Here is a 20,513-nt window from a genome sequence, read left to right as displayed (position 1 = left end):
TGACGTCAGGCGGCGACTTCGCCGATCATCAAGGCTAGGCTGAACGGCCTGCGCGATGGGCCGGAGATCGTCTTCTCCTTGGGTCAGCGCCGATCACGTATGGGCAGGCAGGTGCCAGCGGGACGCCGGCTTCAATTCGGGGTACCAGCGCCCAACGCCGTTCGCAGGTCCTCGGCCTCCGGCCCGGCGATCAGCCCATGCCGGATGAACAGGTCGATCAGCACCAGGTTCACGTTGAACTTGAAATCGTCGGTATCGCGCACCGTCTCAAACAGCCGCCCGAGCGGCCAGAGTTCGAATGCCTCCACCTCGCCGTCGGTGGCTTTCGGCGTGAACGTCTCCGGCAGCGTCAGGTCGTAGCAGTGCAGCCAATCGCGGCGTAGCCCCTCCGTCCGCTCCATCGCGTAGTCGATCGTCCCGACATGCACCGCCGTGGAGGCCAGTTCGGGCGGAATCGCCGCTTCCTCCCCGGCTTCCTTCACCAGTGTCTCCGCCGGATTCAGGCCGGCAGAGACGCCACCTGCGACAATGTGGTCCAGCTTGCCGGGGTCAAGCAGCTTGTCCATGGCGCGTCGCGCAACCCACAGATGCAGGCCATCCATCCCGCGCACCAGGCCGTTGACGTGAACCCCCACGGCCTGAATGCCAAAAGACGGGATGGCGCCACGGTCGATCCGCGTCAGTGCCGGACCATCTGGCGCAGCTCGGACGTCGAACGCTTCATCACGCCAGCGATACAGGCCTCGGTTGGACAAATCCCGAGCGATCCATGGCAGCGCGACCGGGTCGGTCAATGTGATTTGGTTGCCGCCGAACCGCACGGCCTCCATCCCCTCCAGCGCCGAGGCAACGTGACCCGCGACCCAGCCGACCGGCTGCTCGCCGATCAGGAACCGGATCCGTTCGCCCGGCAGTTCGGCATTGTTGCAGGCTCGCACATGACGCTGAAATCCGGAGTCCTCACGATGCTGATGCAAGCGCTTCGCCTTTCAAACGACGCCGCATCATGCCACATGCCCAGCATGAGACGAAGTAGCCACCCTCCCAAACCGGCGGACCTGCCGTCATCCCTTCGTGTGCAACGCTCGACTTTGCAGACCATCGTATCCTTGCTGCCCTATCTGTGGCCGGTCGGGAATCCGGGTGCCCGCATCCGCGTCGTGGTGGCGCTGGTGTTCATGGTGCTGTCCAAGGTCGCCACGGTCTATGTTCCGGTGATCTATGGCCGAATCATCGATGCGCTGGCGCCGAAAGACGCGGCAGCAGTGGCGTTTATCGTCCCGGTCGCGCTGATCCTGGCGTACGGGGCTATTCGCGTGGCCTCGGCCGGCTTTGGCGAGATCCGCGACGCGCTGTTCGCCTCCGTTCAGCAGCGGGCCGTCCGGCTGCTGGCGCTGCGTACGTTCCGTCATCTGCACGCCGTTAGCCTGCGCTTCCATTTGGACCGGCAGACCGGCGGGCTGTCCCGCGTCATCGATCGCGGCGTGCTGGGCATGCAATCGGTGCTGCGGCTCGCCGTGTTCAACGTCGTTCCGACGGCGCTGGAACTGGTGATGGTCACCGTCATCATCTGGCGCATGTTCGACTGGCGCTATGCGGCGGTGACCTGCCTCGCGGTGATTGTCTATGTCGGCTTCACCGCCATCCTGGCCGGCCAGCGAAGCCGCTATCGCCGGACGATGAACGACACCGACAACGATGCGTCCACCAAGTCGCTGGACAGCCTGATCAACTACGAAACGGTCAAATATTTCGGCAATGAGGAGCATGAGGCACAGCGCTACGACCATGCCCTCGCCCGCTACGAACGCGCTGCCGTGCGCGTCCAGGTGTCGCTGAACATGCTGAACCTGGGCCAGGCGGCGATCATCGCGATCGGACTGACCCTGATCATGCTGCTGGCAGCATCGGGCATGCGCGACGGCACCATGACCGTCGGCAAGTTCGTCGTGGTGAACACCTATCTGATGCAACTTTACCAGCCGCTGAACTTCCTCGGGGTGGTCTACATGACCATCAAGCAGGGGCTGGTGGATATGGAGCAGATGTTTGCCCTGCTGCGGGTCCAGCGTGAGATCGTCGACAAACCCGGTGCCAAGGTGCTGACGGCGCATCTGTCGGAAGGCTCCGCCGGTGACGTCGTCTTCGAAAACGTCCGTTTCGGCTACCAGTCCAACCGGACGATATTGAAGGGCATCGATTTCAGCGTTCCCGCTGGCGGCAAGCTGGCGATCGTTGGTCCCACCGGGGCCGGCAAGTCCACCATCAGCCGACTGCTGTTCCGTTTCTACGACGCGACCGGCGGACGCATCCTGATCGACGGCCAGGACATCCGCGACGTGACCCAGGACAGCCTGCGGACTGCCATCGGCGTCGTGCCGCAGGACACCGTGCTGTTCAATGACACCATCCGCTACAATATCGGTTACGGTCATCCTGGTGCGTCCCAGGTTGAGATCGAGCAGGCCGCCAAAAGCGCCCAGGTCCATGATTTCGTCCTGAAATTGCCCGAGGGCTACGACACAAGGGTGGGGGAGCGCGGCCTGAAACTGTCGGGCGGCGAGAAGCAGAGGGTCGCCATCGCCCGCACCATCCTGAAGGACCCGCGCATCCTGATTTTGGATGAGGCCACAAGCGCGCTGGACAGCCGAACGGAGCAGGAGATTCAGACAGCGCTACGGGCGGTGTCGCACCGCCGTACCACACTGGTGATCGCCCACCGCCTGTCCACCGTGGTTGATGCGGACGAGATCATCGTCCTACAGGATGGTGCTGTGGCCGAACGCGGCACCCACGTCGCATTGCTCGCGCAGGATGGCCTGTACGCCAGGATGTGGGCACTGCAAGCCACCGAACACGACCTGGAACCGGCCGGCTAGCCGGCAGGCCGGCCGTGACACACACTTCCAAGGAGGACACTGCCATGCCCGACGATCCGAACCCACCCCCTGCCCACCTCAGCCATGCCGGCGCAGTGGTCGACAAGGCGATCGAATACATGATGGGGCAGAACCTCAGCTCACTGGCCATCGCCTCGGCGCTCCTGGGCGGATCGATGGCCCTGCTGGCCCGCTCCATGTCGGACGACGCGATCATCGGCATCCTGACCAACGCGATCGCCAGCGTCCGATCGGGCGAATTGCGCGAGCATCAGGATATGAACGGGACCTAGTGTCCTGCCCCAGAGTTCGTCGCATTCTGCGACGGATTTCTGGGATCGGCAGGCCACTGAAAACAAAGAGCCTCTTTGTTTGAGAGGGTGATTGACGTCTGAGGTTGATCAACTTCAGACGATCGCGCTCTAAGCAAAAATTTGCTGAACGGCATGCGACCTGGCCAACGGCGCCCGGTCCTGTCCAGAGTATCAGGGAGCGCCCGCGTGCCGGACAACTACTATCGGTTTAAACCTAGTGTGGGCTGGTTCGTCCACGTTTGGAAGGCGCTGACCCGGCAGGATCACGGCCACTGGCGGCCGTTCATCGCCCGCTATTTGCCGCGCGACGGCATCGCCATCGACGTCGGTGCCCATGGCGGCCAGTTTACGCGGTTGCTTGCAGGCATGGCACCCGACGGCCTGGTCATCGCCGTCGAACCGAGCGGTTATGCACGCTCGATTCTGAGAGTGGCCCTTTGGCTTCGCGGCACGCGAAATGTCCTGGTCGTGGCGGCGGGGCTGGGCGACCAGGTCGCGATGGCCATGATCCGCACGCCGATCAAGCGCCGCGGCGATCTGGGCTACGGGCTGGCGACGTTTTCGGCGTTGGCGAGGCCATCGATAGTGGAACCCGTGGCCATCCTGACGCTCGACGAGATGGCTCGCAGCATCGACTTTCCCGCACTGCACCTGATCAAGGCGGACATCGAAGGCTTCGAAGCCGCTCTGATCGCGGGCGGGACCGACACGATCGAAAAGCACAAGCCGGCGATCCTGCTGGAGATGAATGCCTTTTTTCTGTTGCGGGCGGGGGCGTCGTTGGACGGGCTTTGGGAACGGATGACCGGACTTGGATATGCGCCGTATCGGCTGCTGGAAGGCAACGGGGGTTTTGTCCCCTGCCCCGGCGAACCGGTGGAGGGCGACATCGTCTGGCTTCCCAATAGTGTCGCCAATTCCGCATGACCGACGAATCCTGTCCGGACTTCCTTGACGCGGGGGGCGGGTATCGCCATAACCCGCGCCTTCTGAATATGTACCGAGGAATTAAGTGCGATGTCGCGTCGCTGTGAAATCACGGGTAAGGGCGTTTTGTCTGGCAACAATGTCAGCCACGCCAACAACAAGACCCGTCGCCGTTTCCTGCCCAACCTGCAGGTGACGTCGCTGTTGTCCGACATCCTGGGCCACGAAGTCCGCATGCGTATGTCCACCCGCGCCATCCGCACGGTCGAGCATAACGGCGGTATCGATGCGTTCCTGCTGGGCACGCCGAACACCAAATTGACAATCGAGGGCAAGACGCTGAAGCGCCGGATCGAGAAGGCCCAACTGAAGCGCAACGCCGCCGCCTGATCGCACGACGGTTCGGTGGCGGCATATCCGCTGCCAGGGCCTGCCCTCGGCCTGGTTTCTCTCACCGTCACGGCCGGGTGTATCCCCGGCCGTCTCCGCGCTGGTCGATGAAGCACGGATGGCTAGTACTTACTTGGCTATGACGATGCGCGTGCGCCTGATGCAGGCGGGCCTCGCCGCCTTCTCCCAAGGCACGTCAATTTTCGCCGCATTTTATCGCTTCGCGACGACCCTTTCGGCGCATAGGTAATCTCCCGTAATATTAAACTACTCCGGGTTGCAAAACTGTCAAACGACCGCTCTCACGGCCCCTCCGCGTCCTCACTCACGAAATTATGTTCCGCACGCGCGATATTATGCTTCGCCTAAAGGGGTGGAATGCCGCAAACATGGCCCTTATCGTGGGGTCGAGCGGAAAAGTACCCGATCTGCTCGATGAAAATACCAGCCGTTGGCCATGGCGTAATCGCGGTGCATTCCGGGTAGTCGCACTTCGCGAGCTGAGCAGGAGGTCGCTTTGGACGCTATCCACTTCAGGCAAAGGGCCGCTCGCGCTCGCGAATTGGCTCAGTCCGGAGACGATGTTCGGCTTTCGCGAATGTTGCTGGAAGTTGCACTCGATCTGGATGCCGAAGCGGAGGAGATGGAAACCGGCGATCACGGCGTCCGCCGGCGCGCATGTCGGCCGGAGGTTCACGCCGCCCTGCTTCATATGATCGACCTTCCCACCGACCCGCGGCCGGTTCAGGTGACCAATCTGTCCATCGGCGGAGCGAAATTTCGCACCGACAATGCCCTGACCCCAGGAAGCCGGGTCATCCTGGAACTGCCTGACAGCGCCCTCCGCCTCGACGGCACGATCTTGCGCGCAGGTGGCGTGGATGCGGCGATGGCCTTCGATCCGGCGTCCAGCGCGGACCCCGCGCTCAGCCAATTACTGCATGCCGCGTGCCCGGGGGATCGGGCCACGGCCTAGCGGATCAGGGAGCGGGTTTCCCGGCTGCAGCGCGACCGCCTTCGAACAGTTCCCGCAGGAATGCCGCCTCGCCATTCATCTTGGAGGAGATTGGCAGATGCAGCAGCGCATCATCGGCGTGGTAGGTGCGCAGCTTCACCGACGCCGGCAGCGCCGCCAGTTCGGCGTCCAGCACGTTCTGGCATGCGATCTCATTCAGCCGGTTGGTGATTTCCGTCGGTGTTGCCGGCACGCCCGAACGGTGGGCCGCCTGCGCCCGCACCAGGATCAGTTCGGCCGGTGGGTCGGGCCGCAGCAGCGGTGCCAGCGGCGGGTTGCCGGCATAGCCGCCGTCCCAATAGGCCCGTCCCTTGATCTGCACCGCCGGGAAAACGAACGGCAGGCAGGCCGAGGCGCACAGCACGTCCACGTCGATCGCTGTATTGTCGAAGAACACCGCCCGCCCGGTCTGGACGTCGGTTGCCGCGACCGTCAGCCGAGGCGCCCTGGGATCGGTCAGCAAGTGTGGCTCGACCAGGTCCTCCAGCAGCGCGCGCAGCGGATTGTGGCCGAACGGGTTGATCTGCGCTGGACTGAACATCCGCATCGCCACTTCCATGCCCTGCCACAGCATCGAATTGGACAGGTCCCAGCCGCCCGACAGCCATCGCTCCAGCGGCGCGGCCTGCAGCGGGCTCAGCGCATGTGCGTCCGCCACGCGCTGCCACAGCCGCCGCATCGCCGCACGAGCACCGGCGGGGCCGTCCTGCACCAGGCCTTGCGTTACCATGACGCCGATCATCGCACCGGAGGAAACGCCGCAGATCGAGTCGATCCGCTGCCCGTCCTCCAGCAACCGATCCACGACACCCCAGGTGAATGCCCCGTGGGAGCCGCCGCCTTGCAGGGCCAGCGCGATTCGACCGTCCGTCTGTTTCCCCGCCATGGCGGAAGGCTGGGTGAAGCCGGCGGTCAAGGCAACCGGGACAGAAGGCGAACCAGCGTTTTGGTACGCGCAGAGAACAGCTTTGGCGCGAAATAACTACCCACCGCGCGCTTGGCGGCCTCGGCGCGAGTCGGATAGGGGATGATAAGACCGGCCAGGGCGGATAGTTTTGTCCGTTGGGCGACGGCCAATGTCCATTGGCTGATCATTTCGCCCGCGTGTGGCGCCAGGATGCCGGCGCCGACCACCCGGTTGCGGTGAACGACCAGTTTGGCCAGGCCGGCAGTGTCCCGCTCCGCCACGGCGCGGTCGTTGTCGCTCAGCGGCCAGCGCAGCACCTGGACGTCCAGGCCGCCGGTGACGGCCTCGGCCTCGGTCAGACCGGTCTGTGCCAGTTCGGGATCGGTGTAGGTGACGCGGGGCAGCGCCGCGTAATCGACCTTGGCGGGCAGGCGGAACAGCAGCCGGCGAATGATGAGGCCGGCGTGGTACGACCCGACATGAGTGAACGCGCGCGGTCCGATGCCGGCGGGATCGGCGATGTCCCCGACTGCGAACACCCGTTTATTGGTCAGGCTGCGCAGGCCCCGGTCGGTTGCGATCCCTGCCGGCCCCGCCTGGATGTTGCCGGCAGCCAGGTTCAGCGCCGCCAGATTGGGTGTGCGGCCGGTCGCGATCAGCAGATGGGAGCCCTCGATCCGCGTGCCGTCGGCCAGCGACAGCACCGGTCCTGGCGCGACAGCGGTCACCTTGACGCCCTCCCGGATCGCCACCCCTCTTGTGGTCAGGGTGCGGCGCAGGCCGTCGGCCAGTTCCGGGTCTTCCCTGGCTGCGATGCGGTTGGCCTCGATGACGGTGACGCGGCATCCTAGGCCGTTGAAGGCGTCTGCCATCTCCAGCCCGATCGGGCCGCCGCCCAGGATCAGCAGGTGGTCCGGCTTTTCGATCAGATCGAAAAGAGAATCGTTGGTCCAGTACGGGATTTGATCCAGTCCCTCGATCGGCGGCACCGCCGCTCGGCTGCCGGCGGCGATGACGTAGCGGCGAGCGATCAGGGTGCGGCCATCGACGGAAATCGTTGCCGGATCGGTGAAGCGGGCTTCGCCGCGCAGCACGGTCGCGCCCAGGGCGCGGAAGCGGGGTTCGGAATCGACTGGCGCGATGTCCTCGATCACGCCTTGCACATGGGTCCGCACGCGATCCCAGTCGATCGCCGGCGGGTCGGCCAACACGCCGAAACGGGCGGCTTGCCGTATGGAGCGGGCGGCATGCGCGGCGGCCAGCAGGGCCTTGCTGGGGACGCAACCGGTGTTGAGGCAGTCGCCGCCCATGCGGGCCCGCTCGATCAGCGCCACGGACACGCCGAGTTGCGCTGCTCCGGCCGCGACTGACAGCCCGGCGGCGCCGGCACCGATGACGATCAGGTCGAAGTCAGACACCGGCGTTGGGCCGGCGGCGCAGCAGCGAGGGCAGCAGCGACACCACCGCCAGGGCGAGCAGTGGCAGCAGGATATGCGGCGAAAACAGCACGGACAGGTCGGGCTTGTGGCCCTGCGCCAGGATGGTGCCGAGACCGGAACCGATCGAGCTGAGTATGAAACTGACCGGAATGATACCCAGCAGCGTCGCCGGCACGAACACCGTCAGACGAACGCCGACGACCACGCAAGCGAGGTTGACGATCCAGAACGGAAACAGCGGCACCAAGCGGATCGCCAGAAGATAGCTGAACCCGTCACGCGCCAGCCGGACCTGCACACGCTGGGGAATGCGATGGCGGTTGCGGTCCAGCAACTGCGCGAACGCGGACCGGACCACCACCACCAGGATCGTCGCGCCGGTCGTGGCCCCGATTACCGTCAGCATGGTGCCCAGCACGGCACCGAACAGGAACCCGCCGGACACCGTCACCAGCGCTGCCTGCGGCAGCGACAACGCCACCGTGGCGATGTAGACGGCTAGATACAGTGCGACCGAAGCGATCGGGTGTGCCGAGACCCAGTCCTTCAGCTCCCCCTGGTGGCGCGCCAGATCGTCCCAACCGACCCCGTGCAGCAGCACGAATGCCGCGACGGCGAGGGCGATCAGAACGAGCAACGGCAGGATACGGCGCATACGGCGGACATATGGCGCTGTGCCGGCGTGTTGTCGCGTGAAAATCTGTCGAGATATGGATGTCCGCTGCTCTGGACCATTCCGCCGCGACCTGCGACTGATCAGGAAAATCCTATCGGAGCCCACTGACATGCAGCAACACTCATTCGGTTCCCTGTTCCCCGTCTCCACCTTGACCCTTGGCGGCGGCGGGCTGGGCATGCTGTGGGGACAGACGACGTTCGACGAATGCGTCGCCACCGCCCACGCCGCCGTCGCCGCCGGCATCAACCTGCTGGACCTGGCGCCTCGGTACGGCGACGGCAAAGCGGAGCGGGTTGTCGGTGAGGCGTTCGGCGGCCGCTTGCCGGCGGGATTGCGCATCACCAGCAAGTGCAACCTGGGCAATCCCGCCCCGGACCGGGTGGAACGCATACTGCGCCAGTCCATCGAGACCAGCCTGCGGCTGCTGCAGCGGGATAAGCTGGATATCTTCTTCCTGCACTCCAACCTGGTGCCGGACGGGCACAAGATGTGGGACGCGGCCGATGCCAGCCGCTTCACCGCACTGTCGCTGTTCCGGTCCCATGTGCGGCCGGTGTTTGAGAAACTGAAGGCCGAGGGCGTGATCGGCGCTTGGGGGCTGACCGGGATCGGCCACCCCGATGCGATTATCGAGGTGCTGGCGGAGGACCCGAAGCCGGCGGCGGTGCAATGCATCGCCAATCTGCTGGACTCGCCGGGCGGGCTGAAATTCTACGACGGCCCCGCCAAGCCGCGTGCGGTCATGGCCTCCGCTCGGGCCAATGGCGTCGGGGTGATGGGCATCAGAGCGGTGCAGGCCGGCGCGCTGACCGCCGCGATCGACCGAGCGTTGCCGGCGGATCATCCGGAGGTGCGGGATTATGGCATCGCCGCTGGCTTTCGCGCGCTGTGCGCCGAAATCGGCGAGGACCCGGCGATCGTCGCGCATCGCTACGCGCTGGGCCTGCCGATCGACACGCTGGTGCTGGGCGTCAAGAACCGCGACGAACTGGCCGGCTGCGTCGCCGCCGCCACGGCTGGCCCGCTGCCCGCCGACCTGGTCGCTCGTATCGACGCCAGCGTCCGGCGCGGGTAGCGGCCGTCACGGCCCAAGAACGACCTACCCCATAGTCTGGGTAGCGGCCGGCGTAATCTCGTAGATCACCCGTGTGTCCTTGGCGCTGTGCCAGGGATACACGTCCTTATCGAGGTACTTCTTCGCCAGGCTGTCGATATGCGCCACGGCACCGTCGGTGGTTTTGTTCGAGACCGCACCGCGGATCTGGATGTAGCGGTATGGGTTGTCCGGATCGAGGATCGACAGCGCCACCTTGGACCCAACTGACAGATTCCGGCCCTTGACCCGGCCCGTGGTGGTGTTCACCCGAACCACGCCGTTGGTGTAGTCGAACCACACCGGCGTCACCTGCGGTGACCCATCCGGCTGCAGCGTGGCGATGTTGGCGAAAGCCTTCTTCTGGGTCAAAAGATCGAGAAAGCCGGCGGGAATATCAGCCATGGGGTCGTCCTCAGTTTTGTTGGCGGTAATTGGGATGTTGGTACGAAGCGCCGCCGGGCAAGTACAAACTTGTGAATTCGTGCCCCAAAATGCTGGGGTTGGGGCGGCTTCGGGACGTGCGATCAGCGCACCGTCAGACCCATGGGGCTGAAACGGCGGGTGGCCTAACGCAAAGCCTGTTTGGCGACCGACGCCAGATATCCCGATGCCGCCGGCAGGATCGCATCATTGAAATCGTAGTTGGCGTTGTGCAGTTCGCGCCCGCCGTCGGCCGAACCGTTGCCGATCCACACGAAGGCGCCGGGCCGCCGTTGCAGATACCAGGCGAAATCCTCGCCGGTCATCGCCGGGGCCATGTCGCGGCGCAGCGTCAGGCCAGCCGAAACCACCGCCTCGGCCGCCAGATCGCGTTCGACCGGCGTGTTGGCGGTCACCGAATTGCCACGCGGCATGTCGACGCCGATGTCGACGTCGAAGCTACGGGCCACGCCCTCGGCGATGCGGCGGATCGCCGGCTCCACCACGTCACGCACCTCCTCACGCAGGAAACGCATGGTGCCGCGCATGACCGCGTCGCGCGGGATCTGGTTGGCAGCGGACCCGGCCTGCATCACCCCGATGGTGATCACCACGCTGTCCAGCGGATCGATCGAACGGGAGGCGATCGATTGCAGCGCCAGCAGCAGGTGAGCGGCGGCTACCGTCGGGTCCGGCGTCAGGTGCGGCAGCGCGGCGTGGCCACCACTGCCAGTAATCGTGAATGTCACCCGGTTGCCGCCCGCCATCACCGCTCGGTCGTGTACGGCGACCGTGCCGGCGTCCAGCCCTGGCCAGTTGTGGTAGCCGAAGATGCGCTCCATCGGGAAGCGTTCGAACAGGCCGTCGGCGATCATGCTCCTGGCGCCGCCGCCGCCTTCCTCCGCCGGCTGAAACACCAGTTGGACGGTGCCGGACCACGCCGGGTCGGCTGCGAGCAGCGCCGCGGCGCCCAGCAGGGACGTGGTGTGCCCGTCATGCCCGCAGGCGTGCATGACGCCCGGGTTGGTGGACGCATATGGCACGCCGCTGGTTTCCACGATCGGCAGCGCATCCATGTCGGCGCGCAACCCGACGGAGCGGTTGGACTGCCCCCGGTTGATCGTTGCGACGACGCCGTTGCCGCCGACGCCGGCGACGAACGGAATGCCGAGTTCGGTCAACCGATCCCGGACGAACGCGGCGGTCTGCCGCTCATGCAGGGTGAGTTCGGGATTCGCGTGCAGATGACGTCGCCATCCGGTCAGCCTGTCGTGCAGGGTTTGGTCCATGTCGATTCCGGTCCACCGCGAAACCGGATTCGTAGCTTGTCGCGGCGGTGGGGGCAATCGAGTGAGGTGAAGTAAGGCGAGGGGCAGCGCCTTGGCCTTCCTTCATCTCACCCGCCGCCCCGAACCCGGACGTTGCACTATACCAGTGATCCGCGATCCCAACATTACCCATTCGAGCAGGGTTTTCATTGCCGGGTTTTTATTGGATACACCATGGCACGGGGGCCGATTTCGCTGGGTGAATACGGCCGTACTGTCCGAACCGGTGGCGGATCCATCGTGGCGCGTTGAACCTGACGCATAATCAATAACCCGCAACGAAGGCAGGCAGTCCGTGGCAACCACCTCCGTAACGTCCGGCGTCACCAGCACCGGCCTCGCACTGTCGGCCGGCGACGTGCTGGACGTGCTGTCCAGCGGCACCGCGACCAGCACCACGATCAGCAACGGCGCCTTCGCGTATATATCCGCCGGCGGTTCCGCGACCTTCACGACGATCAGCACCGGCGGCACCGAAGCTCTGCTGCACGGCGGCACCACGACCAGCACCGTGATCAGCAACGGCGGCGTCGCGGGCGTGAACGGTTCGGCGCTCTCCACTGTCGTCAGCAACGGCGGTCAGGAATATGTCTACTCGGGCGGCGAGACGACCTCCACGACCGTGCTAACCGGCGGCACCCAATACGTGTCCCATGGTGGTTCGGCGCTGTTCACGCAGGTGACCAGCGGCACGCAGTTCGTCCACTCCGGCGGCGAGACGGTCAGCACCACGGTCAGCGCCGGCGGCTTCGAAACCGTGCTGTCGGGCGGGACGGCGGGCGAAACCGTCGTCAGCGCCGGCGGCGACCTGATCGTGATGTCCAGCGGCACCGCAGCTGGAGCGTTGGTGAGCAGTGGCGGCTTCGAAAGCGTGTCCTCCGGCGGCCTGGCGATCCTGACGTCGGTGGGCTCGGGCGGCAGCGAAGATGTCTTCTCCGGTGGGACCGCAAGTGCCACCACGGTCGAAGGCACCGGCACCGAGAACGTCTACTTCGGCGGCGCCGAAAAAAATGGTGTTGTCGATACAGGCGGCGGCCAGGCTGTCTTCGGCACGACGAGCAACGTCGCGTTGGATGGTGGCGACCAGAGCGTGCTGTCCGGCGGTGTCGCCAGCGGCACCTTCGTGGACCTCGGCGCCACCCAATTCGTCTTCTCCAAAGGTTCGGCCACCGGCGCGGTCGTCAACAACGGCGGCACCCAGACCGTGCACTCCGGCGGTTCGGCGAGCTTCACCACCGTCAGCCGGGGCGGCAACCAGTATCTGGTCTTCAGCGGCACCGCGATCAGCACCACGCTGAAAACCGGCGGTTCCGAATACGTCTACTCCGCCGCCGTCGCGAGCGACACGGTGGTCAGCACGGGTGCCACCCAGTACGTGTCCAAGGGTGGATCGGCCTTCAGTGCCACGGTGGACAGCGGCGGCACCCAGTTCGTGCACTCGGGTGGGGCGGCGATCAGCACCACGGTGAACAGCAGCGGTAATGAGGGCGTGGTGTCCGGCGGGTCGACCAGCGACACCACGGTCAGCAGCGGCGGCTTCGAGTATGTCTACTCGGGCGGCACCGCCAGCGACACGAAGGTTGTCAGCGGCGGCAACCTGCCGGTGTCCTCGGGCGGCACGACGTCTTTCACGGCGGTGAGCAACGGCGGCATCGAGGTCGTGTCCGTCGGTGGATCGGCCAGTTTTACCACGGTCAGCAGTGGCGGCATCCAAACGGTATCCTCGGGTGGCACGACGATCTCCACCACGTTGCTCAACGACGGGTCCCAACTTGTGTCGGCCAGCGGTTCGGCCATCGGCACGATGGTGAGCAGCGGCGGCGATCAGCACGTCTACGCCGGCGGCACGACGACCGCCACGGTGTTGACCAATGACGGTTTTGAACTGGTGTCGTCCGGGGGCACCGCGAGCGGCACGGTGGTCAGCAGCGGCGGCAATGAGCTTGTCTACGGCGATGCCACTGCCAGCAATACGGTGGTGAGCAGCGGCGGCACTCTGGCGATCCTGGAAGGCGGCACAACCTCCGACACGGTGGTGTTGAACAGCGGCGGCGAGGGCCTGAACGCCGGCGCCCAGACGATCAGCACCACTGTCAGCAGTGGCGGCACGCAATATGTACGCAACAGCGGTTCGGCCGTCTTCACGGAGATCAGCAGCGACGGCTCGCAGTTGGTGTCCTCCGGCGGCAGGACGATCGATACGACTGTCAGCAATGGCGGCTTCGAGGTGCTGTCCGCCGGCGCCTCGGCGTTCGACACGACTGTGGACAGTGGCAGCTTCGAGGTCATTTCGGGTTCGGGTTCGGCCACCGACACGACGCTGAATTTCGGCGGCGCGATCGATCTGACGAGCGTGACCTACGCGACGGGCGATACGGCGACGGTGGACCCGACGACCAATGACCTGGACGTCACCGACAGCGTCGGCACGCTGCTTTACTCACAGGCTTTGGTGGGCGATTACACTGGCGATACGTTCACGGTGGCGCCGGATTCTAGTGGCTCCGGAACGCTGGTCACGCTGAACGAACCGGCTTGCTATGCGGGCGGCACGCTGATCCTGACCGATCGCGGCGAACGTCCGATCGAGGATTTGCGGATCGGCGACCATGTCGTCACGCTGTCCGGTGCCGTTCGGCCCATCCGTTGGATCGGCCGCCGGCATATGGATTTGTTGCGCCATCCGATGCCTCGGCAGGTGCGGCCGATCCTGATCCGGACCGATGCGATCGCGGACGGGATGCCGGCCCGCGACCTGATGGTGTCGCCGGACCATGCGCTGCTGATCGACGACGGGCTGATCCCCGCCAGGCTGCTGGTCAACGGCGCCAGCATCGCGCAGGAAACGAATTGCCGATCCGTGACGTACTATCATATCGAGCTGGACACCCACGACATCCTGCTGGCCGAGGCGCTGCCGGCGGAAAGCTACCTCGATACCGGCAATCGCGGCCTGTTCGAGAACGCCGATGTGCCGATGATCCTGCATCCCAATTGCGGCGCCGGGCAGCGGCAGCGTGAGGCGGTGTCCTGCCGGCGGTTCGTGGACTCGCCGGCCGAGGTCGAACCGGTCTGGCGCCGCCTGGCGATGCGTTCGGTGCAACTGGGCCTGGAACTGCCGGCGCAACCCGATGTCACAGCCGATCCCGACCTTTGCATCGTCGTGGATGGACGGACGATCCACCCGGTGTCGGCTGATGCGGTGCGTTATACGTTCCTGGTGCCGCGAACCGAGGGACCGTTGCGGTTGCGGTCTCGTTCGGCCGATCCGTCGGCGATGCGGCCGTGGATCGGGGATCGGCGTCGCCTGGGGGTCAGGATCGGCGCGCTGACGGTGACTGCCGGACTGCTGGTTCAGTGCATTCCGCTGGATTCCACCGATCTGTCGGCAGGGTGGTGGGATGTCGAGGACGACGGCGGCGCGATGCGGCGCTGGACCGACGGAGATGCGATCCTTCCCGTGCTGGTCGCCGAACCTTGTCTGCTGGAAATCATGCTGGCGGGAACATTGGATTATCCGCTTGGCCAGGATCCGGTCCGCAGGTGGGCGGCGGCATAGCCAGCATGCATGTCGTTCGCCGGCCGAACATGGCGTAACGGTTGCGGGCGACCCGGTCGTAGACCCAATCGGTGACTGGCCTCGGTAGCACCTGGAGGGCCGCCAGCATCGTCCATGGCCAGCGCATGAAGCGGACGATCCTGAATACGGCCGTCGATTTCAGGTAGACCTGTCCTTCATCCAGGAAGACGAAGCTATCCCAGTCCTGGGGCGGCAGGTTGTGGCGCCACAGGATCGCCTGACCGACCGCATCCTGGATCGGCGCGAAACGCAGCCGACCGGTGCGATCGCGTGGCGACAGGAACCGCACGCAGCCGCTGCACAGGTTGCAGACTCCGTCGAACAGGACCAACGGGCCGTCTTCGATCATGACCGCGCCCACAATGCTCTGTGCCGGTTCCATGCCGCCAGGATGGGGACGCACATCCCCTCATAGATCATATCGCTGAACGCGTGGACACCTGGTAGTCCTATCAGGCGGCTGGCCCAGCGATAGCGCGGCAAGGTGCGCCACAGGGCAGCGAAGGCATCGACCCCGCTGAACACCCGACCATCAACGTCGCGGACATACAGCCGGCGGCGCAAATCTTCGGTGGTCAGGCCGTAAGTCCCGAGGCCGGTGGGATCGTTGCCGATGCGTTGGAATGCGATCGGGCAGGCGGCCTCGGTGCGCATGCCCTCGTAGTGCTCCATCTCCACACGGCACACTGGACAGGCTTCGTTCATGTAAACCGCCAACCCCTGCGTATCGGCCGACACCCCATAAAGATCGGCGAACGCTTGGTCGATCGTCGGAAAGGCGAACGCAAACCCGGCGGCCTGTGCCGCTGCCGGCACGATGCGCTGGCTCGTCAGGAACAGGCCGGCCATTTCGCCCATGACCAGGCGCAGCAGCGGCGCGGGCACGGACAACAGGACCGGACGGTGCAACGCCGAACCGAGCTGGCGCATGAAGGCTCGGTGCGAAACCGGGTTCGGTGCGACGGCATTGATCGGGCCGGTCATGTCGCTGCGGTCGAGGGCGAGCAGCGTCAAACCAACCAGGTCGTCGCGGTGGATCCACGACACGATCTGTCGACCGCTGCCCATGACCATTCCGGCTCCGCAGCGTGTGGCAAGCGCCAGTGGGCGCATCGCCCCGCCGTCGGTTCCGAGAACGAGGCCGATCCGGAGGCTGCAGACCCGGACGCCCAAGGTGGTTGCCTGTTCGGCGCGTTCCTCCCAAAGCCGGCAGAGATCGGACATGAAGACCCGGCGTGGCGCGCTGGCCTCGGTCAGCACCGTGTCGCCGTTGATCAGCACGGCGGGCCTGGTTTCGAGGCGCCGCACCAGCGTCAGCACCGCCTCGGTGACGCCGAGGCGGCTGGCGAGGGCGCGCCGCTTGCGGGCCGCCGTCCAACGGCCGGCCAGCGGTTCGCCGGCGAGATTGACGATCGCGTCGATACGCCGCGCCGCCGGCAGAACGTCGAGCCGATCCACCACCTCGACCAGCGGTCCGAACAGGTCGCGCGTCTTGGCCGGGTGGCGGGTCAGCGCCACTACCCGATCGCCGCGAGCGACCAGCGTGCGAACCAGCGCTCGGCCGATGAAGCCGGTGGCGCCGGTTACCAGCACGGTTTTCGGCGCGGCGCTGTCACCCTGCCGCATCGGGTTCCGTTGCCATATCGGCACGTTTTGACGGATCGCCCAGCCGACGAGACCCAGGATGGTCAGCATGATGAGAACGGCGGTCATGTTATTCGGCGGCCACGGTCGAGGCGGACGTTATGGTCCGTGTCGCGCTCCAGACCGCGAAACCCATGAGGGTGACGGTAACGATCAGTCCTAGCGAGATCATGACCATGGCGCGCCGGACGAACTCCGCCAGGCTGCAGGTCCCGAGCGCGCCGATCGAGACCAGGAACAATGGGCCGACCACGATCATGAGGCTGGAAAAGATGGTCCAGAACCTGGCGCCGACGCCGGTGCCGCAGACGAGTTGCAGCACCGCATAGAGCGGCCACTGCATGAAGGCGGCGACGATGAGTGTAAGCCCCAGCGTGAGGCCCCAGGCGATGCCGAGTTGTGTCCAGTCCAGCATGATCCATCTCCTTCGGGTTGTTGCGGCGAAGGAGGTTCATGAACCGTGCCAGCGATGGCCATTCTCGTAATGCATTGATATATTGTGATTAATTCTGCAAAAGCTGCGCGGGGCTGTATACCAGGTTTACGAATTTTGATGATGCTGTGTAAGCGGTGTTGTCAGGCCGGTCAGCCGTTCATCCGAACGCAGGAAGGCGAAGTCGTCGGCGTAGAATTCGCGTACGAATTTGGTGACGATCGGCGATGCCAGTGCCGGGGTCAGGTCGATTGGAGACGGATTGTGGTGCTGCATCGGCAGGTCCGGCAGTCCCAGGACCGTCAGCGCTTCCCGCACAAACGTGTCGTCGTCACCCATCGGAATGATATGGCGCGGCACCGTTCGGTCACCGAGACGGAGATACCAAAGCTGCGGTGAGAAATGGATGAACCGCCAGTTGGTCATGATGTTGGCGATGGAGAGGAGTTTCTGGATCAGCGCCTCGACCACCTCGACACGCCTGGCGGCGGGCATTGTTGCGAGGTCGATCTGGGGTTGGAATTTCTTTACGTGCTCGTTTACTGCCGACAGGAAGCGGGCGTAGGGATCGCGCACGAAGATGACGGAGTTGTAGGTGTCGGTGCAGGCGAAAATCTTCGGGAACTGGGCTTGCATTTCCCACAGCCGCAGATGCGTGTGGTCGATATCGTTTCGGAAGTAGGGCGCGTGGAAGATGCCCCAGAAGGTGAACGGGTCGTCGTGGTACGGCTTCAGCATGTCGCGGAAGCTGGTGCCGGCGCATTTCGGGTTGTGAAAGAAGATGAACCGGTTGGCGTGCGAGACGATCACCTGGTGGGCTCCATGCGGGCCCGGGTTTGAAGCGCGTGGTGTGGTGGGGTGCAAGGGGGCGTTGCCGGCGCACGCTTACCGTCATGGCTGGGCGTGTCCCAGCCATCTTCGCACAGACGGATGAAGCGCGGATGGACGGGACTTCGCCCGGCCATGACGGAGGGGCAATGAAAGATTCCGCTGGGGGCCGGTTGGTGGTCCCCGCCCTTGGCCCTACCCCGGCGCAGCCCCCTGGGTCTGCACCTGCAGCAGGTACAACGACTGGCTGGCGCACATGAACAGCATGTTCCGCTTCGGACCGCCGAACGACATGTTGGCGCACACCTCGGGCAGGCGGATGCGGCCCAGCGGCTTGCCGTCCGGCGTGAACACCACCACACCGGCATAGCCTAGCACGGTGTTGGAGCTGATCCACAGATTGCCGAACACGTCCGCCCGCATGCCGTCGGGGCCGCAATGCACGCCGTCGATCATCATGTCGGTGAACCGCCGCATGCCGCTCAGTTTGTCGCCCTGCACGTCGAAGGCGAACACGGCGCCGGTGCCGCCTGGCCCGGTGTCGCCCGGCCCCTTGCCGGTGCTGATGACGTACAGCGTCTTGTAGTCGGGGGAGAAGCAGATGCCGTTCGGATCGGGCAACTGGTCCTCTGTCACCACCACATCCAGGCGGCCGGACGGGTCCCAGCGATAGACGGTGTTGGGCGTCTCACGCTTCTTGCCGCCGATCACCCCGGCGTCGGGTGCGCCGATACGAGGGTTCAGCTTTCCGGTGGGGTTTGCGGACCCGCCGGCGTCGTCGGGGTGGCCCTCGGACAGGGTGTCGCCGTACGGTGGGTCGGTGAACCAGATGCTGCCGTCGGGATGCGGCACCAGATCGTTGGGCGAGTTCAGCCCCTTGCCCTGATAGTTGTCGGCGATGACGGTCATGGTGCCGTCATGCTCCCACCGGATCACCCGGCGGTTGAAATCCTGGGTGGAGAGCTGGCGGCCCTCGAAGTCGAAGGAGTTGCCATTACTGTTGTAGGACGGATCACGGAAGCGGCTGACCTGGCCGGTTTCCCAGACGTAGCGGTACTGGATGTTGGCTTGCACGTCGCTGAACACCAGATATTGGCCCTCGCTGGACCAGGCGGGACCCTCGGCCCATTTGAACCCGGTGGCGACGCGGCGGATCGCGGTGATGCCCAGCAGCAGCCGCTTGAACGCCGGATCGATGATGATGATGTCGGGATCGGGAAAGATGTCCGGCGGCGCGTGCCGTCCCCATTGCCGCGGCGGGTTGGTGATGACGCTGGGCGGCGTTGCCGTGGCATCGGTGTGGGTTTGTGCTTTGGCGCCGAATGCGGCGACCATGCCGGCGCCGGCGATGACCCCGCGGCGTGCGATGCCGCGAACATGCGTTTGCATGATGATTTCCTCCGTTTCTCTTGGTCCTTGCGGACGAGCCGATACTACACCCACCACCGGCTACCGTCAGAACAACGCCTCGTTACCTTTGCGCCGGGGCTTGACGCGGCTAGAACCACGGCTGGAGGATCGCCGATGCCGAACACCATGACCTATGTTCAAGCCAACGGAGCCGGTGGGCCGGAGGTCCTCGGGCTTGCCACCGGTCCGGTGCCGGTTCCGAAGCCGGACGAGGTGCTGATCCGTGTCCACGCCGCCGGGGTGAACCGGCCGGACGTGGCGCAGCGGCAGGGCAGCTATCCGCCGCCGCCCGGCGCCAGCCCGATCCTGGGCCTGGAAGTCGCCGGTGAGGTCGCGGCGATCGGCGATCAGGTCACCGGCCTGGCTGTCGGCGACCGGGTCTGCGCGCTGGCCAATGGCGGCGGTTACGCGGAGTACTGCGCCGTGCCCGCCGCGCAGTGCCTGCCCTGGCCAACGGGCTACGATGCGATCAAGGCCGGTGCCTTGCCGGAGACCGCGTTCACGGTGTGGGCGAATTTGTTCCAACGCGGCCGGCTGGCCAAGGGCGAGACGGTGCTGCTGCATGGTGGCACCAGCGGGATCGGCGTCACGGCGATCCAGTTGGCTCACGAGTTTGGCGCCCGTGTCTTCGCCACTGCGGGATCGGACGATAAATGCGCCGCCTGCCTGCGGCTGGGCGCCGACGCCGCGATCAACTACCGCACCCAGGACTTCGCCGCCGAGGTGAAGACGCTGACCGAGGGCCGCGGCGTCAATGTGGTGCTCGACATGGTCGGCGGCCCGTATATGGCGCGCAACATCCGCAGCCTGGGCATGGACGGACGCCTGGTGCTGATCGCGTTCCTGCAGGGGTCGAAGGTGCAGGACTTCGATTTCGTGCAAGTCATGGTGCGGCGGCTGACCATCACCGGGTCGACCATGCGGCCGCGTACCACCGCGCAGAAAGGCGCCATCGCCGCGGAGCTGCGGGACAAAGTCTGGCCGGTGCTGGACGCCGGACGCTGCCCGCCGGTGATCCACGCGACGTTCCCGCTGGCGCAGGCGGCCGAGGCGCATCGGCTGATGGAATCCAGCCAGCATATCGGCAAGATCATGCTGTCGGTGGGGTGATCGCCTGAAGCGGAAAGCCGCCCGATAGGGGTCGGGAAGTTTCCTCCCCGCCCTCCGAACCGTGCGTGCGGTTTTCCCGCACACGGCTCTCCAGTCGCTGGTTTCCTCATCGGG

19 protein-coding genes are annotated in these 20,513 nt (G+C 65.4%); 8 read left to right on the top strand and 11 right to left on the bottom strand.

The genetic code is table 11. The features are described 5' to 3' along the window. Positions 1–131 precede the first annotated feature (131 nt). Positions 132–977 carry an NUDIX hydrolase family protein gene (locus GSQ89_RS01330; protein WP_158921232.1) on the bottom strand — a complete coding sequence of 282 codons (846 nt, stop codon included), beginning with the start codon at positions 975–977 and terminating at the stop codon, positions 132–134. 45 nt (positions 978–1,022) lie between these two features. Here GSQ89_RS01330 and GSQ89_RS01325 point away from each other — a divergent pair, with 45 nt between their 5' ends. The 5 genes from GSQ89_RS01325 (at position 1,023) to GSQ89_RS01305 (ending at position 5,486) form a co-directional block, all read left to right on the top strand. Next, positions 1,023–2,879: an ABC transporter ATP-binding protein/permease gene (locus GSQ89_RS01325; RefSeq protein ID WP_158921230.1), complete on the top strand. Its 1,857-nt coding sequence runs from the start codon at positions 1,023–1,025 to the stop codon at positions 2,877–2,879. A gap of 44 nt (positions 2,880–2,923) precedes the next feature. Further along, entirely contained in the window at positions 2,924–3,172 is a 249-nt protein-coding gene (locus tag GSQ89_RS01320; protein WP_158921228.1) for a hypothetical protein, read from the top strand. Positions 3,173–3,379: 207 nt separating this feature from the next. Further along, positions 3,380–4,120 carry an FkbM family methyltransferase gene (locus GSQ89_RS01315; protein ID WP_158921227.1) on the top strand — a complete coding sequence of 247 codons (741 nt, stop codon included), beginning with the start codon at positions 3,380–3,382 and terminating at the stop codon, positions 4,118–4,120. A 90-nt stretch (positions 4,121–4,210) separates the two neighbouring features. After that, entirely contained in the window at positions 4,211–4,510 is a 300-nt protein-coding gene (gene rpmB / locus GSQ89_RS01310; RefSeq protein WP_158921225.1) for a 50S ribosomal protein L28, read from the top strand. 598 nt (positions 4,511–5,108) lie between these two features. Beyond that, positions 5,109–5,486, top strand: a complete 378-nt coding sequence (locus GSQ89_RS01305; RefSeq protein WP_158921223.1) for a PilZ domain-containing protein — start codon at positions 5,109–5,111, stop codon at positions 5,484–5,486. A 4-nt stretch (positions 5,487–5,490) separates the two neighbouring features. Here the strand turns inward: GSQ89_RS01305 and GSQ89_RS01300 are convergent, their stop codons facing one another. From GSQ89_RS01300 to GSQ89_RS01290, 3 genes are read right to left on the bottom strand one after another with little or no spacing between them, the layout of a single operon-like run. After that, a complete protein-coding gene (locus GSQ89_RS01300; protein ID WP_158921221.1) occupies positions 5,491–6,411 on the bottom strand; it encodes a patatin-like phospholipase family protein in 921 nt (306 codons plus the stop codon). Positions 6,412–6,437: 26 nt separating this feature from the next. Then, complete coding sequence (locus tag GSQ89_RS01295) at positions 6,438–7,850, bottom strand: NAD(P)/FAD-dependent oxidoreductase (protein ID WP_158921219.1); 1,413 nt, start codon at positions 7,848–7,850, stop codon at positions 6,438–6,440. Further along, positions 7,843–8,526, bottom strand: a complete 684-nt coding sequence (locus GSQ89_RS01290; RefSeq protein WP_158921217.1) for a TVP38/TMEM64 family protein — start codon at positions 8,524–8,526, stop codon at positions 7,843–7,845. Before GSQ89_RS01290 ends, GSQ89_RS01295 begins: the two co-directional genes overlap by 8 nt. Before the next feature lie 130 nt (positions 8,527–8,656). Between GSQ89_RS01290 and GSQ89_RS01285 the strand changes: the two genes are divergently transcribed. Continuing rightward, positions 8,657–9,625, top strand: coding sequence for an aldo/keto reductase (locus GSQ89_RS01285; protein WP_158921215.1), 969 nt, complete (start codon positions 8,657–8,659; stop codon positions 9,623–9,625). Between the two features lie 24 nt (positions 9,626–9,649). Here the strand turns inward: GSQ89_RS01285 and GSQ89_RS01280 are convergent, their stop codons facing one another. Together GSQ89_RS01280 and GSQ89_RS01275 are read right to left on the bottom strand one after the other, a co-directional pair. Beyond that, the gene (locus GSQ89_RS01280) at positions 9,650–10,048 is read right to left on the bottom strand and encodes a PPOX class F420-dependent oxidoreductase (RefSeq protein WP_158921213.1); all 399 of its coding nucleotides are present in this window, start codon (positions 10,046–10,048) and stop codon (positions 9,650–9,652) included. A 164-nt stretch (positions 10,049–10,212) separates the two neighbouring features. After that, positions 10,213–11,355, bottom strand: a complete 1,143-nt coding sequence (locus tag GSQ89_RS01275; protein ID WP_158921211.1) for an amidohydrolase — start codon at positions 11,353–11,355, stop codon at positions 10,213–10,215. A 334-nt stretch (positions 11,356–11,689) separates the two neighbouring features. On the opposite strand from GSQ89_RS01275, the gene GSQ89_RS01270 reads away from it, so the two are divergent. After that, positions 11,690–14,953 carry an AIDA repeat-containing protein gene (locus tag GSQ89_RS01270; RefSeq protein WP_158921209.1) on the top strand — a complete coding sequence of 1,088 codons (3,264 nt, stop codon included), beginning with the start codon at positions 11,690–11,692 and terminating at the stop codon, positions 14,951–14,953. Here the strand turns inward: GSQ89_RS01270 and GSQ89_RS01265 are convergent. The 5 genes from GSQ89_RS01265 to GSQ89_RS01245 form a co-directional block, all read right to left on the bottom strand. Then, positions 14,886–15,323, bottom strand: coding sequence for a thiol-disulfide oxidoreductase DCC family protein (locus GSQ89_RS01265; protein WP_158921207.1), 438 nt, complete (start codon positions 15,321–15,323; stop codon positions 14,886–14,888). The genes GSQ89_RS01270 and GSQ89_RS01265 overlap by 68 nt on opposite strands. Then, positions 15,320–16,687 (bottom strand): TIGR01777 family oxidoreductase, encoded by a 1,368-nt coding sequence (locus GSQ89_RS38325; RefSeq protein WP_158921205.1) that lies wholly within the window; start codon positions 16,685–16,687, stop codon positions 15,320–15,322. The genes GSQ89_RS01265 and GSQ89_RS38325 overlap by 4 nt, the downstream gene beginning before the upstream one ends. Position 16,688: 1 nt before the next feature. Next, positions 16,689–17,033, bottom strand: coding sequence for a hypothetical protein (locus GSQ89_RS01255; protein WP_158921203.1), 345 nt, complete (start codon positions 17,031–17,033; stop codon positions 16,689–16,691). A 126-nt stretch (positions 17,034–17,159) separates the two neighbouring features. Beyond that, entirely contained in the window at positions 17,160–17,861 is a 702-nt protein-coding gene (locus GSQ89_RS01250; protein ID WP_158921201.1) for a sulfotransferase family 2 domain-containing protein, read from the bottom strand. A 213-nt stretch (positions 17,862–18,074) separates the two neighbouring features. After that, positions 18,075–19,268, bottom strand: a complete 1,194-nt coding sequence (locus tag GSQ89_RS01245) for an SMP-30/gluconolactonase/LRE family protein (protein WP_158921199.1) — start codon at positions 19,266–19,268, stop codon at positions 18,075–18,077. Between the two features lie 135 nt (positions 19,269–19,403). Here GSQ89_RS01245 and GSQ89_RS01240 point away from each other — a divergent pair, with 135 nt between their 5' ends. Further along, positions 19,404–20,399 (top strand): NAD(P)H-quinone oxidoreductase, encoded by a 996-nt coding sequence (locus GSQ89_RS01240; RefSeq protein WP_158921197.1) that lies wholly within the window; start codon positions 19,404–19,406, stop codon positions 20,397–20,399. The last annotated feature ends 114 nt before the right edge of the window (positions 20,400–20,513 follow it).

This window comes from Acidisphaera sp. S103 (genome assembly GCF_009765975.1).
GTDB lineage: Bacteria > Pseudomonadota > Alphaproteobacteria > Acetobacterales > Acetobacteraceae > Rhodopila.
This window is presented reverse-complemented; position numbering and strand designations above follow the sequence as displayed.

Bases quoted from the DNA above. Each gene is read 5' to 3' on its own strand.
- GSQ89_RS01325 (WP_158921230.1), top strand. From the start codon at position 1,023: ATGAGACGAAGTAGCCACCCTCCCAAACCGGCGGACCTGCCGTCATCC.
- GSQ89_RS01320 (WP_158921228.1), top strand. From the start codon at position 2,924: ATGCCCGACGATCCGAACCCACCCCCTGCCCACCTCAGCCATGCCGGC.
- rpmB (WP_158921225.1), top strand. From the start codon at position 4,211: ATGTCGCGTCGCTGTGAAATCACGGGTAAGGGCGTTTTGTCTGGCAAC.
- GSQ89_RS01305 (WP_158921223.1), top strand. From the start codon at position 5,109: ATGTTGCTGGAAGTTGCACTCGATCTGGATGCCGAAGCGGAGGAGATG.
- GSQ89_RS01300 (WP_158921221.1), bottom strand. From the start codon at position 6,411: ATGGCGGGGAAACAGACGGACGGTCGAATCGCGCTGGCCCTGCAAGGC.
- GSQ89_RS01290 (WP_158921217.1), bottom strand. From the start codon at position 8,526: ATGCGCCGTATCCTGCCGTTGCTCGTTCTGATCGCCCTCGCCGTCGCG.
- GSQ89_RS01285 (WP_158921215.1), top strand. From the start codon at position 8,657: ATGCAGCAACACTCATTCGGTTCCCTGTTCCCCGTCTCCACCTTGACC.
- GSQ89_RS01280 (WP_158921213.1), bottom strand. From the start codon at position 10,048: ATGGCTGATATTCCCGCCGGCTTTCTCGATCTTTTGACCCAGAAGAAG.
- GSQ89_RS01275 (WP_158921211.1), bottom strand. From the start codon at position 11,355: ATGGACCAAACCCTGCACGACAGGCTGACCGGATGGCGACGTCATCTG.
- GSQ89_RS01265 (WP_158921207.1), bottom strand. From the start codon at position 15,323: ATGATCGAAGACGGCCCGTTGGTCCTGTTCGACGGAGTCTGCAACCTG.
- GSQ89_RS38325 (WP_158921205.1), bottom strand. From the start codon at position 16,687: ATGACCGCCGTTCTCATCATGCTGACCATCCTGGGTCTCGTCGGCTGG.
- GSQ89_RS01255 (WP_158921203.1), bottom strand. From the start codon at position 17,033: ATGCTGGACTGGACACAACTCGGCATCGCCTGGGGCCTCACGCTGGGG.
- GSQ89_RS01245 (WP_158921199.1), bottom strand. From the start codon at position 19,268: ATGCAAACGCATGTTCGCGGCATCGCACGCCGCGGGGTCATCGCCGGC.
- GSQ89_RS01240 (WP_158921197.1), top strand. From the start codon at position 19,404: ATGCCGAACACCATGACCTATGTTCAAGCCAACGGAGCCGGTGGGCCG.